Origin of the sequence: Pseudoleptotrichia goodfellowii, assembly GCF_007990505.1 — a bacterium.
Classification (GTDB): domain Bacteria; phylum Fusobacteriota; class Fusobacteriia; order Fusobacteriales; family Leptotrichiaceae; genus Pseudoleptotrichia; species Pseudoleptotrichia goodfellowii.
Genome location: NZ_AP019822.1, coordinates 1,060,934 through 1,074,807, shown reverse-complemented (window position 1 = coordinate 1,074,807; position 13,874 = coordinate 1,060,934). Strand labels below are relative to the sequence as shown.

Below are 13,874 nucleotides of genomic sequence, written 5' to 3'. Positions count from 1 at the left end.
ACTTAAATAGTGTGCTCATATTTATTCTCCTAAAGTTTGTATAATAAATTTAATCATAATACTTGTTTGTTCCATAATATACTTTACTTCTAAATCATTTATTTTATCATTATGTTTTACATTATTATTTTGATAATCAAAATAATAATTCAAAACTTTTTCAAACATATTCATAATTTCAGGTGAAATTCCTTTTTCCTTTAATCTTTTTCCTAATTCACTTTTTTGGTTTTCAAGTGATTTTTCATTCCCTAAAATTTCTTTTAATAGCAATTCTAAAGATAATCTCATATCATCTAAAATATGCCTTTTATCTTCATTTTTCTCAAAATATTCAATACCTAATTTATATTTTTTATGAGATTCTTCATATTTTCTCAATTTTTCTTCTGTTTCAATAATTAATAATTCACTACTTGCTTTATTGATAGATAATTCGCCATATCTATTGTAAATTTTTTTCTTTAATTCTAAAATTTCTGTTTTTTCTTTAATCTCAGGAGCTTCACATAACTCAGTTAAAATATAAAATTGTTGTTCTGCTGAAAACTTTTTTAAGTTATCAAATAATAAACTTCTTTTATTAGGGAATTTATCATCTATTGATATTTCTACATCAAATTCTCCAGAATATTCAGTCATTTTTTTCTTTATTTTTTCCCCAGTAAGCTTACTTTCAGTATCTGCTAGTATATCGCTTGCATATTTTAAAAAAGAATCCAGTATTTCTTTATTTTTATTCACTTTCTTTCTTTCCTTTGTCTTCAATTTTTATCTGCCCATTCATCAACATCGGCAATAGCCAATCTCTTAATCCAATTAATTTTTCATTTTCTTCTTTTATTTTTCTTATTTTTTTTTGATACGGAACTACTATACTTAAGAATTTATTTATAATATTATTTTTTATTAAAATTTTTTCTTTTGCTATATCATTATATACAATATATGGAATAGCTGAGCCATGAGTTCCCCCAGATACTTTAGGAACAAAATATTTTAACATTGAAAAAAATATATAATAAAGAATATCATCCTTTTCATCTTTATTTACACAAGCATAAGTCCTTTGATAAAGGTCAAACTTATCTTCTATAAAAATGGTTCTTCCTGTATACGAGCCATTGCCTGAAATCAAAATCGCTTTTCCACTATATAATTTTTCATTTGAATAACGATATTCGGGTGCACATGAAAAAAATTTATATTTTCCACATTCTAAAGATTCCGTAACATTTTTCTTTCCTGTAAAAATATTACAATAGTCTTCTATTTTCCTAACCTCCCATCCCACTGGCACTTCTCTCCCAATTCTTTCATCAAACACCATTCTCCCTCCGGAACTTTTATAAGGCTCTCCATTCTCATTCGGAAAATCAAACTGCACAAACCAATAATCATAAAGAGTTTTTGCCATTTCTTCTAATTTCTGATTTAATTTGTTATTTAATTCTATTTTATTATCTAAATTTGAAAGAATTCGAGATATTTTTCTTTGTCTTTCTATAGCTGGAAGTTCAATCTCCAGTTTTTCTAAGTCTTTTTGATATAAGTGTAAAATAGTACTACCTAAAGCCTTATTTTTATTAATAAATCTTTTAAAAATATTACTTTTTAAATAGTGATACATGTATTCTGTATCTAGTATTTCATTCTTTGTATTTCTTAATACAAATATACCTGAAGCAACTGTTGTCTTTTCTTCCAAGTTATTTACAAATCCTATTTTACCCAAAGTGCCATCTTTTGATATTAATATATCCTTTTCTTTCAACATTATTTCTGGTGATTCTTCATAACGTTCTTTTGAAATATATCCACTTTTTCTCCAATCAATTATTCTATCTTCAAGAGCTGTTGCATTTATAATTCTATATTCACTTTTTTTTAAATATTCGTCTTTTTTTAAACCTTTCCATCCTATTCTTCCCTTTAAATATAAATCTTTTCCTATATTTATTTTACTCAATTCTCAACCCCTCCAAACTCTCTAAAATTTCCCTCTCAAGTTTTGCACTCTCTTCAAACATTTCTTTTAAACTTTCTTTGTAATTTTTCATTTTCTCATCAAATTCCTCTTTCGTTATATCTACATACTCTATTTTTATATCAAAATATTGCCCTACTGATAATGAATTGTTTTTTTCTTTTATTTCTTCATAGCTTACTGCTTTTGAAAAATCTTCTATTTCTTCTTTATTTCGGAAAGTGTTTATTATTTTTTCTTTTTCTTCTTCGGAAAGTACGGTTTTTTGGTTTTTTCCGTCCTCTTTTACTTTGCTTCCCAAGTTTGAGGCGTCTATTAAGATTACTTTTTCATTTTGGGTTTCTTTGGTTTTGTCTAAAAATAGTATGCTTACGTTTGTTCCTGTTGTGGCGAAAATGTTTGATGGCATTGAGATTACGCCTTTTATTATTTTGTTTTCTACCATGTATTTTCTTACTTTTGAGGCAATTCCCGACTGAGCAGTAATAAAACCTGTTGGCACTATTATTGCACCTTTTCCTTTTTCGTTTAGTGAATTTATTACGTGTTGGATAAATAATAGATAGATTTCCATGCTGTCTTTTTTCTTTTTCGGAACGGTTGGTACTCCTGCAAAAAATCTTTGAGCGTAACTGTCGCTTGCAAGTTGTTCTCTTGTTGTGGAAAAATCCATTTTAAAAGGCGGATTTGATATTACATAATCAAAAGTTCGCAGTTTTTTTCCATTATCCGTCGTATGTTTCGGATTTAATAAAGTATCTCCCATTATTGCGTTGTTCAATGAATGTGTCAAATTGTTCAAAATTAAGTTTAATCTCAAAAATTCATTCGATTTTGTCGAAATATCCTGTGTATAAACCGAACATTTATTTTCTCCGATTTCGTGAGCCAGTGCCAAAACTAATGTTCCTGTTCCTGCACTTGGGTCGTATACCGTTACATTTTTTACGCCGTCTTCTATCATTATTTTGGAAATAATCGAAGCAATCACGTGCGGGGTATAATATTCGGCATATTGCCCAAAATCTTTGTTGTAATCTTTTATCAAATATTCAAATATTTGTGAAAAAAAGTCATATTTTTCCGAAAACAGTTCTTCAAAATTCACTTCCACCAATTTATTTATAATAGCTTTCGCAAATCTTTCTCTTTCCATCGGGTCAATCACATAATTACAAATTGACTCAAACAATCTGATTTTTTCTTCTCCACTTGTTTTTACAGAAAAAATGTCAATATTATCATTTGCAATATTTATAAGTGTATCATCCAATATTTCATTAAATTTTTTATTGTTACTGTTTTGTTTATTGTATAATTCGGAAATTAAATATTCAGGTTTAAATTTAGCTGTTTCAGGCGATAATTTATACTCAGCCATTTTATATTCCTCTTTATTTAATTCTTTTAAATTTTTCTCAAAATTTTCGTCATTCAATTTAGGTAATATCTTTTTCATTTCATATAAAAATTTATCATTTAAGTACTTGTATAAAAATGTTTCCGTTATTATTCTATATTCTCCTGGAGTTCCTCCCAATCCGAATAAATTCGATATACTTTTTAAATCATCTATTAATTTTTTTGTCTTTTGTTTTACTGCTTCGTTCATTTAATTCTTTCTCCCTTCGCTAGTGTATTCTTCAAATATATATTTTCTTATTATTTTTAGCTCTTCTAATGAATTTTTTGTCTCATTTTCTTCTGAAGAATCTATAATTACAGGCATTATAGTTCGTTCAAAATAGGCAGACTTTTCCATTATTTCTATATTGTTTTCTATTATTTTATCTATTTGACATTTCGTATTTTTCAATATTGAATTTAATTTGATATCAGACATATCGTGAATTTTTTGATTTTCTTTTATTCTTTTATGTATACGCATAAATTTGTTATCTCCATCATATTTAATAGCTAAATTATAATCATTTCTGTTTAATTCTTTTATTCTCATTTTTATATTTGTAAGATTTTTCATAACATCTTTCATTTCATCAGTAGTAAATTCTTCTAAATTTTTCTTTTTAAATAATCTTTTCAATTCTTCCATTAGAGTTATATATTCTTTTGATTTGGGATCTCTGCTTCTTTCAAATTCAGCTCTTGTTTTTTCAAGTTCGTTTTGAAAAGCATCTGCAATAATCATTTCTTCCTCTTTGATTTTTTTAAAATTGAAATTTATTTTATCTAAAGCTGTATTTATTATTGCTTCATTATTTCCTTCTTCACTTAAACTTTGATTCAAATTAATAATGGAAATTCTATTAGTGATCTCATTTAACATTTTGTTAGCATATTCAATATCCAATTTTTCAAAAAGATTTGAATATCCGTGTAATTTTATTATATTTCTTAAATCTTTATAGTCTTCCAATACTTTTTTTATTTCATTTAAAATATTTTTATCTTTTATCTCGCCCATTTGTTTTCTAAATATCTCAATATTTTCAGTGTCATATTGAAATAATTTTTCTTTTATATTTTGTATATCTTTCTCTATTTCTTCTTCTGTTTTAAATATATTACTGTATTTATCAAATTCATTCCCTAATTCTTTTTGCAATTCTTCAAAATATCTTTTATTTGTTTTATCAAATTCTTTACTAATATCTGCAAAATCCACTACATATCCATATCTGAATTTTTTATATGGTCTATTTACCCTAGTTAATGCTTGTAACAAATTATGAGCTTTTATTACTCTTCCTAAATATATTTTCTTTAATCTCGGTGCATCAAATCCTGTTAGTAGCATATTGAAAACAACTAATATATCTATATTTCCCGCCTTAAAATTTTGTTGTTCTGTTTTTCTTATTTCTTTAGTATCGACATCATGTAATATTAAAGCTGCTTTTTTTGCTTTTTCTCCATTTGAATTAATAAAGTCCTCATTTTTTTCTATTGCAATATTTGCATTTATATAGCCTTTTTCCATAAGATTATTAAATATCTCTTTTGCCTGATTTGAAGAATCACAGACAATCATTGCTCCTATCGTATTATCTCCAAAAGAAATTTTACTTTCTTCAAGATCTTTTGTAATATATTCAACTAAAGCATTTACATATTTGGGATGTGAATATATTTCATTTTTATTTATACTTCCTTCAAGAATTTCAAGATTTTTTATATGTTCTTCCAATTTTTCTTTATATTCAGTTTGAATACCTTCTCTTATAAGTTTTAATGTATATCTGTCCTGAATAGAACTATTGTAATAATAACGATGTATGTAATCCCCAAATACGTCTGTAGATTTATAATCAGGATTATTTATTAATGGTGTTCCTGTAAGTCCTATGAATACTCCGTCCTTATCTGAATTTATCAAATTTGATAGAAAAGAGCCTGTAGGTTTATATGATCTGTGTGCTTCATCAAGAAAAAATATTCTCTGAATACCCAAGTCATAGCTAAATTTAATAACTGTAGAATCTTCAGAAAATTTTTGAATATTTACAACTGTTATTACAGATTTTCCCTGACTATCTCTTACTTTAGGACTTTGCATTGCTTTTATAAACTCTTCTCTTGAATTTACTTTTTCGATAGATAAACCTCTTGAAATAAATTCTGACGATGCCTGTTCCAATAATTCAAGTCTATCTACAACAAAGAAGAATTTAGCTGCCTTACCTTTTTTAAAGAAATAATCTTCCAAATATTTTACATTAAAGTATGAAAGAGCAGTTTTTCCACTTCCCTGTGTATGCCATATGATCCCTTTCTTTATTCCTTTTTCGAGAGTATTCTTAATCGCTTTAGTAGCAAAATATTGAGGATATCTCATTACGTGTTTTTGTATTTCAGTAATTCCCATATTATTAATTTTTTTGACATAGACAATTCCATATTTTAAAAATTCTTTTATTCTATTTTTTGAATAAAGTGAAGTTATTATTTTATTAGCAGGGGTATCTTTTTCCAAATTTGTCCTAAATTCAGGATTCGATTTTATACTAATTAAGTTATTATCATTTAAAATCATCCCGATAAGTTGCTCATCCACTTCTGTTAAATTATAAAATATATTTTTATCTTCTTCTCTGAAATAATTGAAAAATAATTTTTCATAACTGCTTGAAGCATAAAAAGAACCACTAAGAGGAACTACTTCTGTATCATCATATTCAACATTATTTGAAAAAACAGTAAACTGCGTTATATTAGTGAATCTTCTGTATTGCTTTTTGGAAAATCTCATATTCATTCTTTCGTATTCTGCTTGTATACCTTCTTTGTTATTAGGTTTTTTCACTTCCATAAATGAAAGTGGCAGTCCATTTATCAAAACTGTAATATCGGGTCTAAATTCTTCATCTTCGTTTTTGTAAATCAATTCTGTGACTACTCTGTAGTCATTTTTATCTTCTTCAGAAAAATCTATTAATTTTAAATCTTCATATCCGTTTATCAGAAAATTATAAAATTTTTCTCCTAAATCATCTCCTGATAACTTCAATTTAAAATCTTCTATTATCTTTCTTGTTTCTTCCAATGTAACTTCTCTATTATTCAATTTATTGAGTGCTTTATGAAAAAAAAGTACAAAAATATTTGTATCTGCATCTATTTCATTTTCAGCCAATTTGTATTGTTTAATTGACTGATAAGTATAACCTAATCTTGCAAAATGGACTAATGCAGGTATTTTTACTCTGCTGTTTTCATTGTAAATTTTATTTCCCATAGAATAAAACTCCTTTATTTATTTTAAAAATAAACCCCAAGCCCTTTTTATTCCTTTTTCAATATAATGTTTTCTGCTTTTATTTTGTCGTTTAGTTTTTAACTAAATACCTTAGAATAATCTTTATTTTATTATACACTATAATATAAAAATGTCAATATATGTTCATTGACGTAATAAAAAATAATCTTCAAAGTATATAGTAAAACAGATAATCGTACTTGATTTTTTTATAAATAAGTGTTATCATTCTTTTGTAAACTCTTAAAGTGACTTATTTAAGATTAGATAAAATAGCGACAATCAAGATTGGATTTTTCCAGTCTTTTTTGTTATAATAATTTCATGAGTTTAGCTAACTCACTAATTTTAAATAAGAAGGTATGCTATATGCGTACTCTGATTTTTGTATTAGTATTACTTTTATTAATATAAAGAACTTTATACTGATTAGGATTCTTAACTCTTAGGGGTACTTACCAAATATTTTACTACATTTTTCTCATTATCTTTTTTCAAAATTCTGAAAAATCAATTCAATACACTTTTTCTTATGCTCAATTTTAGGATGAGTATACAGTTCGAGAGTAGTATTTACTGAAGCATGCCCTAATATTTCCGAAACAGTTTTATAATCTATGCCTGATTCAATAGCTGTCGTTGCAAAAGTATGTCTGAGAGAATGAAATTTTAATTTCCTGATTTTTAATTTTTCAAGAATCTTATAATAGTATCTTCTATATGTTTTCGGCTCTATATATTTTTCATTATTTGAAAGAAAATAGTTGTTTTTATCATTGATTTGAAAAAATTTTAATAAATTTATCAAGTCCCTGCTCAAGGGAATTATTCTGTATGAACTTTTACTTTTAGGTGTAGATATTATAATTTCTGATTTTCCTTCTTTTTTTCCTTTAATATATATTCTTTGAATAGTTTTATTTATAATTAAAATTTCATTTTTCAAATCTATATCTTTCCATTTTAGACCGCATAATTCTCCTATTCTTAAGCCTACACTCATTGCTAATAAGATTCCGACAGATTTTGAAGTCGGATTTGAAGCAATATATTTGAAAAGTAATGATTGTTCTTTTTGAGTGAATATGCTAATTTCCCTGATTTTATCAGTTTTTGGTATCTTATATTTTAAACTTTTTTCTTTTATAATATTTTCTCTTACAGCGTAGTTAATACTAATTTTAATTATCGTCATAATATCTTTTACCGTTTTTCTTGACAACCCTCCGTTTCCGTCCAATCTTCCATTTTTCAATTTATCAAATATAAATTGTTGTAGTGATTCGTTCGATATGTTGCCTATAAATTCGTTTCCAAATACAGGTTTAATGTGAGTTTCGTGTAGATTTTTATATGTGCTGTAAGTCGAAATTTTTAAAAAATTTTTTTCTCTTTCTAACCATAAATCTGCTAATTTTTCGTATTTCATATCTTCAATTTTGGTTTTTTCCATTTTCTATCACATCCTTAAATAATATATATTTCGTATTTTATATTATTTTAGAATTTTAAGTTTAGAAAAGGTATTTAGTTAAAAACTAAACGACAATAAAACTATTAGTACATTTTTTATTGACTTTTTTCTTTTTCCAAGCTATAATATTTTTGTAATTTAGAAGGTTATACATGGTTAGTGGCGATTTCATCGCCACTTTATTTTTCGTTTAATTTTATTTTAATTTTATAAGAAATAGTGTATAATGTATTTGTGGATGGCTACAAACCTGACCAGTTTGTAAACTCCTGAAAGGAGGGATTCCATATGTATAGCCTTCTTATAAAAAAACTTATAGCTCTGATATTACTTCTACTTATTTTATTTGTACATATTCTTATTGTAATATCATCTATTTAGTTTTTTGAGGTACTTAATTAAGTACCTCTTTTTTGTTTGAGACTGACTGCTTCTCCTTTTATCTCTTTTATAGTATAATAATATTAATAAAAAATATTATCTAAAAAGAGGTATCTCAAATGAAAGAACAAACTAAAAAGAAAAAAGTAAGTAATGTATTTTTTATAATCTTATTAGGAATTTTCGGATTTATATGCTTAATTCCTATATTAGTATTATTTTTTTTACTCTTAGGATTTTTATGGGTAATCAGTCCGGTTTTAATGATATTGACTATTATTTTCCTATTATTAAAGCTCATAACAATAAAAGAAGATTGGTTCTAGAAATAAAAAAATAACCTTCAAATTTTATAACATAAAAAATGTGTTAGCAAGCCTAACAAAAACATTGCTTTTTTGTAGCAAACAGGTATCTTTGAGCATATGAAATTTGAGATTACAATCGGAAGTGTGAGGGTAACTAACCCTCACGAATTCAATTCTACTTATTTAATACTCCCATAATATCTTCCACTATCTGCTCTTTTGTCAGATGATTTCTTTTCAGTATTTCCTCTGCGGGAACTCTGTCAGTAAATTCCTTTTTCCCTCCGAAGTTTATTACTTTCATATTTGAAGTTCCGTAATATCTCGTAACTTTTTCTCCGAAACCTCCGTCAATCAACGCACTTTCCAAAGTAATTACAAGTTTATGATTTTCTTTCAGTTTTTCCAATACTTCTTCATCTATTCCCGATATAAATCTTGGATTTATAAGTGTTGCGTTCATTCCTGCTTTTTCTTTTAAAAGCTCTTTCACTTCTTTACCTAAGTGATAATAATCTCCCAGACCGATAATAGCCACATCATTTCCCGTTTCTGCTATAACATATTTATTCAACTCTGAAAAATCAGGCTTTATTTCCTCTCCTGAAGTTACTACATTCATAGGAACTCTGATTGCTACAGGATGAGATTGCTGCTCTATTCCCCATTCAAGCATGGCAAAATATTCTTCCCTGCTTGTCGGCGATAAATAAACCATGTTAGGAATATTCCCCAATATCTGCTCATCGAAATATCCCAAATGTGTTATGTCATTCATTCCTGTCATTCCACCCATAAACACGAGTATCACCGCAGGATTATTATTAATACACAAATCCTGAGAAAGCTGATCGTAAGTTCTTTGGATAAATGTACTGAATACACCGTATACAGGTTTACCGCCATTTGCAGCTATTCCCGATGATAATGCGACAGCATGTTCCTCGGCTATTCCCACATCTACAAACTGTTTTCCCGCTTTTGCTCTTCTTTCAGGAGTAAATCCCAGTACAGTAGGAGTTCCGGAACTTATTGCGACTACTTTAGGGTCCTGTTCCATTTTTTTCAGCAAATATTCTCCCGTTAAATTTGAATAATTTTCTTTCCCGCCGCTTTTAACTTTTACCTCTCCTGTTGCAGCATCAAAAGGTGCATTGTAATGCCAAGGTTCTTTGTCTGTTTCGGCGAAAGGAAGCCCTTTTCCTTTTATTGTATGTATATGTAAAACTACAGGATGATCAATGTCTTTTACACTTTCAAATACTTTTATCAATTCATCTATATCATGCCCGTCCTTTACATAAATGTAATCAAGTCCCAATGCTTTAAAAAGGTTGTTTGGAGATTTACCGTCAGTTTCTCTCAATTCTTTCAATGTTTTATACAATCCCCCGTGATTTTCAGCGATAGACATATCATTATCATTGGCAATAATAATCATATTCGTTCCCTGTTCCGAAGCGTTGTTCAGTCCTTCGTAAGCCTCTCCTCCGCTAAGTGATCCGTCCCCTATAATTGCAATAATATTTTCCTTATCTCCTTTCAAATCCCTTGCTTTTGCGAGACCTGTTGCCAAACTTACCGATGTTGAAGTATGTCCTACTTTGAAAAAATCGTGTTTACTTTCATTCTGATTTGTATATCCTGAGATTTCCGAAAACTTATCGGGATTTAAAAATCCTTCTTTTCTTCCTGTCAGAATTTTATGCGGATAGCATTGGTGCGACACGTCAAATACAAATTTGTCCTTAGGTGAATCAAATACATAGTGCAATGCTATTGTTACTTCGACCATACCGAAGTTCGGACCTATGTGTCCTCCTATTTTTGTCAGTCTGTTCAGCAGTGCTTCCCTTACATTTTTTGCCAATTCTTTCAGTTCCTCTTTTGACAGTTTTTTTACATCTTCCGGCGAGTTTACTTTTTCAAGTGCCATTATTTACCTCCTAAATTTATATTTTTTCATACAAAGAAATTTTGTTATTTATTTTTTCCAGAGCTGTGTCAATTTCATTTTTCTGCTCCATCAGACGCTCTCTCTGTTCTTTGAGCAACTCTATACGTGCCTGTACCGTTGTATCTCCTTCACGATATAATTTCAGATATTCCACAATAGCTTCCACCTGAAGTCCTGCACTTCTCATACATTTTGCGAATTTTACCCAATTCAGATCATTTTCGTTATAATCTCTTATTCCGCCGGCAGTACGGTTTACAGGCGGTATCATTCCCACACGCTCATAATATCGTAAAGTATCTTGAGAAATATCAAATTTTTCGCTTACTTCTTTGATTGTCATTTCGACTCCTTTCTATAAATTTTAAATTATTATACTCCTTAAAGTGTACTCCAAGTCAAGCATTTTTTTACTTTATTTTATCTTTGAGATTATTGTTTTTTAAGGATATTTGTGCTATCATATATAACAAATATTTGAATGGGCAAAGAGGTGCAAAAATGGCAAAGAAATTTAAGTTTAATATAATAAAAACGGTAATTACCATAGTGTGTCTGATTATTTTGGGAACTATCGGAAAAGAAGTTTTTTTCAGACACTTTTTTAACGAAAGACATACAATAATACCCAATGTTGTAAATCTTCATGAAAAAGATGCGGTAAAATATTTAAAGGATGCGGGACTTAATGTTAAAATTATAAATTCAAAAACTGAAAAAGTTCCTCTCGATACTGTATTTATACAGTTTCCTCTCGCAGGAAAAGAAGTAAAAGTGCATAGAACAATACAAATATGGGTAAACAACGGTGAAGGTCAGGAAGTACCTAACTTAGTGGGGCTTGAGTTGCTTGAAGCACGTTCCAAATTACAGGAACAGAATATTCAGATTGAAAAAATCGACTATCAGCCTTCCAACCAGAAGTATAATACTATAATCGGTGTATATCCTAAACCGGGAACAAAACTGGAAATAAATCAGAAAATTTCTATACTCGTGTCTTCCCAAAAAATACTCGATGCTTCGGTTATGCCTAACTTAATCGGACTTGATATAAATGATGCCAAAGTATTGCTTGAACAGATAGGACTTTCGGTAGGAGAAACTTCCAAAGGAGAAGATTCTACACTGCCTGTAAATACTATTATATCTACTTCCCCTGCTCCGGGAGCTAAAATTTCCAAAGGACAGAAAATATCCCTTGTAATCAATGCAGGTGTGAAAGTTCAGCCTACAGGACCGTCAGTTGAAGAGATTATAAATCAGACTAACCAGGATTTACAAAATCAGGAAATTGAAAATATTATAAACGATACTCTGAATAAAATAGATAAACGTGATAATTCAGGAAACAATCAGAATAATAGCGGACAGCAACAAAATAATAATCAGCAAAAACCTAACAATATCGGTTCGGAAACTGAAAGAACTCACAATGACGGCGAGTAATAACGGAGGTAATCTTATTAAAGGAAAAATAATCAGAAAAATTAAGGGTTTTTACTATGTTCTTGATGAAAATTGTACTGACCTGAAAGAAGAAAATATTTACGAATGTAAACTCAGAGGTACTTTGAAAGTAAAAAATGATAAACTCAACTGTATTATAGGAGATATTGTAGAATTTGACAAAGATGAAAAAGTTATAACAAAAGTAGAAAAAAGAAAAAACTTTCTTTACAGACCTTTACTATCAAATATTGATTTTATCGGAATACTTTTTTCCGTTGTTACTCCGAATTTTGATTTTACAGTTTTTCAAAAGATGCTTTTAAATGCCGGACAGCAGGATATTCCTGCAATATTGATTCTTTCAAAAATCGACTTGATTTCAGACGAAGAACTGCAGATATTTTTAAATAAAATACAGGAAAACTTCGGGAATACGATTCCCGTTTTTCCTGTTTCTGTTGAAAAAAATATCGGTTTGGACAATCTTTTATCTTATATCAAAGGTAAATCCGTTACTGTATCGGGACCGAGCGGTGCCGGAAAATCCTCGTTAATTAACACTTTTATCGGAGAAAATATTCTCGAAACAAACGAAATCAGTGAAAAAACTTCCAGGGGTCGTCATACAACTACTGAAAGCCGATTTTTCAAAATTGATGCAGACACTTATTTGATAGATACTCCGGGATTTTCCACTCTCGACTTTCCCAAGTTAAAAGAAAAAAAAGAGTTGGAACTTTTATTTCCCGAGTTTTCTGAATATATCCTCCAATGTAAATTCAGGGATTGTCTTCATATAAACGAACCGGGCTGCAGTATAAAAGAAAATCTTGAAAAAGGTAATATTTCTGAAATGAGATATAACTTTTACTTATATTCTTTTGAAAATATATTTTCAGACAATAAATAATAATATGAAAAAGGCGGTAAAAACTTATGGCAAAAAAAATAATTATAGCTCCGTCGCTACTTGCTGCGGACTTCAGTGATTTGAAAAATGAAATACAAAAAGTGGAAAAAGCGGGTGCAGAATATCTTCATCTTGATGTGATGGACGGGGCATTTGTTCCTAATATAAGTTTCGGGGCACCTGTCATTTCATCTATAAGAAAACACAGTAATCTTGTATTTGATGTTCATCTTATGGTTGAAAATCCTGACAGATTTATAAAAGATTTTGTTGATACGGGAGTGGATATAATAACTGTCCATGTGGAAGCTACAAAGCACCTGAACAGAACTGTTCAACTAATAAAATCTTACGGAAAAAAAGTCGGAATTTCTTTAAATCCGTCTACACCTTTGGAAATGATAAAGCACGAATTGAAAAATATTGATATGGTTCTTATTATGACAGTAAATCCCGGTTTCGGAGGACAGGCTTTCATAGAAAATATGACTGACAAAATAAAAGAACTCAGAGCTTTGGACGCAAATATAGATATTGAAGTAGACGGCGGAATAAATGCCGAAACAGGGAAAAAAGTGAAAGAATCCGGTGCAAATATATTAGTTGCAGGCTCATATATATTCAGCGGAAATTACAAAGAAAAAATTGATTCTTTAAAATAATGAATAAATTCTATTCAGAATCGGAG

General features: G+C 28.9%; 11 protein-coding genes. 4 read left to right on the top strand and 7 right to left on the bottom strand.

The window, feature by feature from the left end:
• Positions 1-21: 21 nt before the first annotated feature.
• The 5 genes from FVE72_RS05370 to FVE72_RS05350 form a co-directional block, all read right to left on the bottom strand.
• Positions 22-744 carry a hypothetical protein gene (locus tag FVE72_RS05370; protein WP_146966417.1) on the bottom strand — a complete coding sequence of 241 codons (723 nt, stop codon included), beginning with the start codon at positions 742-744 and terminating at the stop codon, positions 22-24.
• Entirely contained in the window at positions 737-1,969 is a 1,233-nt protein-coding gene (locus FVE72_RS05365) for a restriction endonuclease subunit S (protein ID WP_146966415.1), read from the bottom strand. Before FVE72_RS05365 ends, FVE72_RS05370 begins: the two co-directional genes overlap by 8 nt.
• Positions 1,962-3,599 carry an HsdM family class I SAM-dependent methyltransferase gene (locus FVE72_RS05360; protein ID WP_026737556.1) on the bottom strand — a complete coding sequence of 546 codons (1,638 nt, stop codon included), beginning with the start codon at positions 3,597-3,599 and terminating at the stop codon, positions 1,962-1,964. Before FVE72_RS05360 ends, FVE72_RS05365 begins: the two co-directional genes overlap by 8 nt.
• The gene (locus FVE72_RS05355) at positions 3,600-6,683 is read right to left on the bottom strand and encodes a DEAD/DEAH box helicase family protein (protein WP_026737555.1); all 3,084 of its coding nucleotides are present in this window, start codon (positions 6,681-6,683) and stop codon (positions 3,600-3,602) included.
• A 505-nt stretch (positions 6,684-7,188) separates the two neighbouring features.
• On the bottom strand, positions 7,189-8,157 hold the full coding sequence (locus FVE72_RS05350; protein ID WP_036056098.1) for a tyrosine-type recombinase/integrase: 969 nt from the start codon (positions 8,155-8,157) through the stop codon (positions 7,189-7,191).
• A 521-nt stretch (positions 8,158-8,678) separates the two neighbouring features.
• On the opposite strand from FVE72_RS05350, the gene FVE72_RS05345 reads away from it, so the two are divergent.
• Positions 8,679-8,885 carry a hypothetical protein gene (locus FVE72_RS05345; protein ID WP_026737553.1) on the top strand — a complete coding sequence of 69 codons (207 nt, stop codon included), beginning with the start codon at positions 8,679-8,681 and terminating at the stop codon, positions 8,883-8,885.
• A 157-nt stretch (positions 8,886-9,042) separates the two neighbouring features.
• On the opposite strand, the gene FVE72_RS05340 is transcribed toward FVE72_RS05345, so the two are convergent.
• Positions 9,043-10,803: a 1-deoxy-D-xylulose-5-phosphate synthase gene (locus tag FVE72_RS05340; protein ID WP_026737552.1), complete on the bottom strand. Its 1,761-nt coding sequence runs from the start codon at positions 10,801-10,803 to the stop codon at positions 9,043-9,045.
• Positions 10,804-10,819: 16 nt separating this feature from the next.
• A complete protein-coding gene (locus FVE72_RS05335; protein WP_026737551.1) occupies positions 10,820-11,167 on the bottom strand; it encodes a MerR family transcriptional regulator in 348 nt (115 codons plus the stop codon).
• Positions 11,168-11,325: 158 nt separating this feature from the next.
• On the opposite strand from FVE72_RS05335, the gene FVE72_RS05330 reads away from it, so the two are divergent.
• From FVE72_RS05330 to rpe, 3 genes are read left to right on the top strand one after another with little or no spacing between them, the layout of a single operon-like run.
• Positions 11,326-12,273 (top strand): PASTA domain-containing protein, encoded by a 948-nt coding sequence (locus FVE72_RS05330; protein ID WP_026737550.1) that lies wholly within the window; start codon positions 11,326-11,328, stop codon positions 12,271-12,273.
• Positions 12,260-13,186, top strand: coding sequence for a ribosome small subunit-dependent GTPase A (rsgA, locus tag FVE72_RS05325; protein WP_036056096.1), 927 nt, complete (start codon positions 12,260-12,262; stop codon positions 13,184-13,186). Before FVE72_RS05330 ends, rsgA begins: the two co-directional genes overlap by 14 nt.
• Positions 13,187-13,212: 26 nt before the next feature.
• Positions 13,213-13,848 carry a ribulose-phosphate 3-epimerase gene (rpe, locus tag FVE72_RS05320; protein WP_146966413.1) on the top strand — a complete coding sequence of 212 codons (636 nt, stop codon included), beginning with the start codon at positions 13,213-13,215 and terminating at the stop codon, positions 13,846-13,848.
• The last annotated feature ends 26 nt before the right edge of the window (positions 13,849-13,874 follow it).

What these genes read in the sequence shown, in the direction of transcription:
- FVE72_RS05340 (WP_026737552.1), bottom strand. Translation starts at nt 10,803, where the DNA reads ATGGCACTTGAAAAAGTAAACTCGCCGGAAGATGTAAAAAAACTGTCA.
- rpe (WP_146966413.1), top strand. Translation starts at nt 13,213, where the DNA reads ATGGCAAAAAAAATAATTATAGCTCCGTCGCTACTTGCTGCGGACTTC.
- FVE72_RS05330 (WP_026737550.1), top strand. Translation starts at nt 11,326, where the DNA reads ATGGCAAAGAAATTTAAGTTTAATATAATAAAAACGGTAATTACCATA.
- FVE72_RS05350 (WP_036056098.1), bottom strand. Translation starts at nt 8,157, where the DNA reads ATGGAAAAAACCAAAATTGAAGATATGAAATACGAAAAATTAGCAGAT.
- FVE72_RS05335 (WP_026737551.1), bottom strand. Translation starts at nt 11,167, where the DNA reads ATGACAATCAAAGAAGTAAGCGAAAAATTTGATATTTCTCAAGATACT.
- FVE72_RS05355 (WP_026737555.1), bottom strand. Translation starts at nt 6,683, where the DNA reads ATGGGAAATAAAATTTACAATGAAAACAGCAGAGTAAAAATACCTGCA.
- FVE72_RS05360 (WP_026737556.1), bottom strand. Translation starts at nt 3,599, where the DNA reads ATGAACGAAGCAGTAAAACAAAAGACAAAAAAATTAATAGATGATTTA.
- rsgA (WP_036056096.1), top strand. Translation starts at nt 12,260, where the DNA reads ATGACGGCGAGTAATAACGGAGGTAATCTTATTAAAGGAAAAATAATC.
- FVE72_RS05345 (WP_026737553.1), top strand. Translation starts at nt 8,679, where the DNA reads ATGAAAGAACAAACTAAAAAGAAAAAAGTAAGTAATGTATTTTTTATA.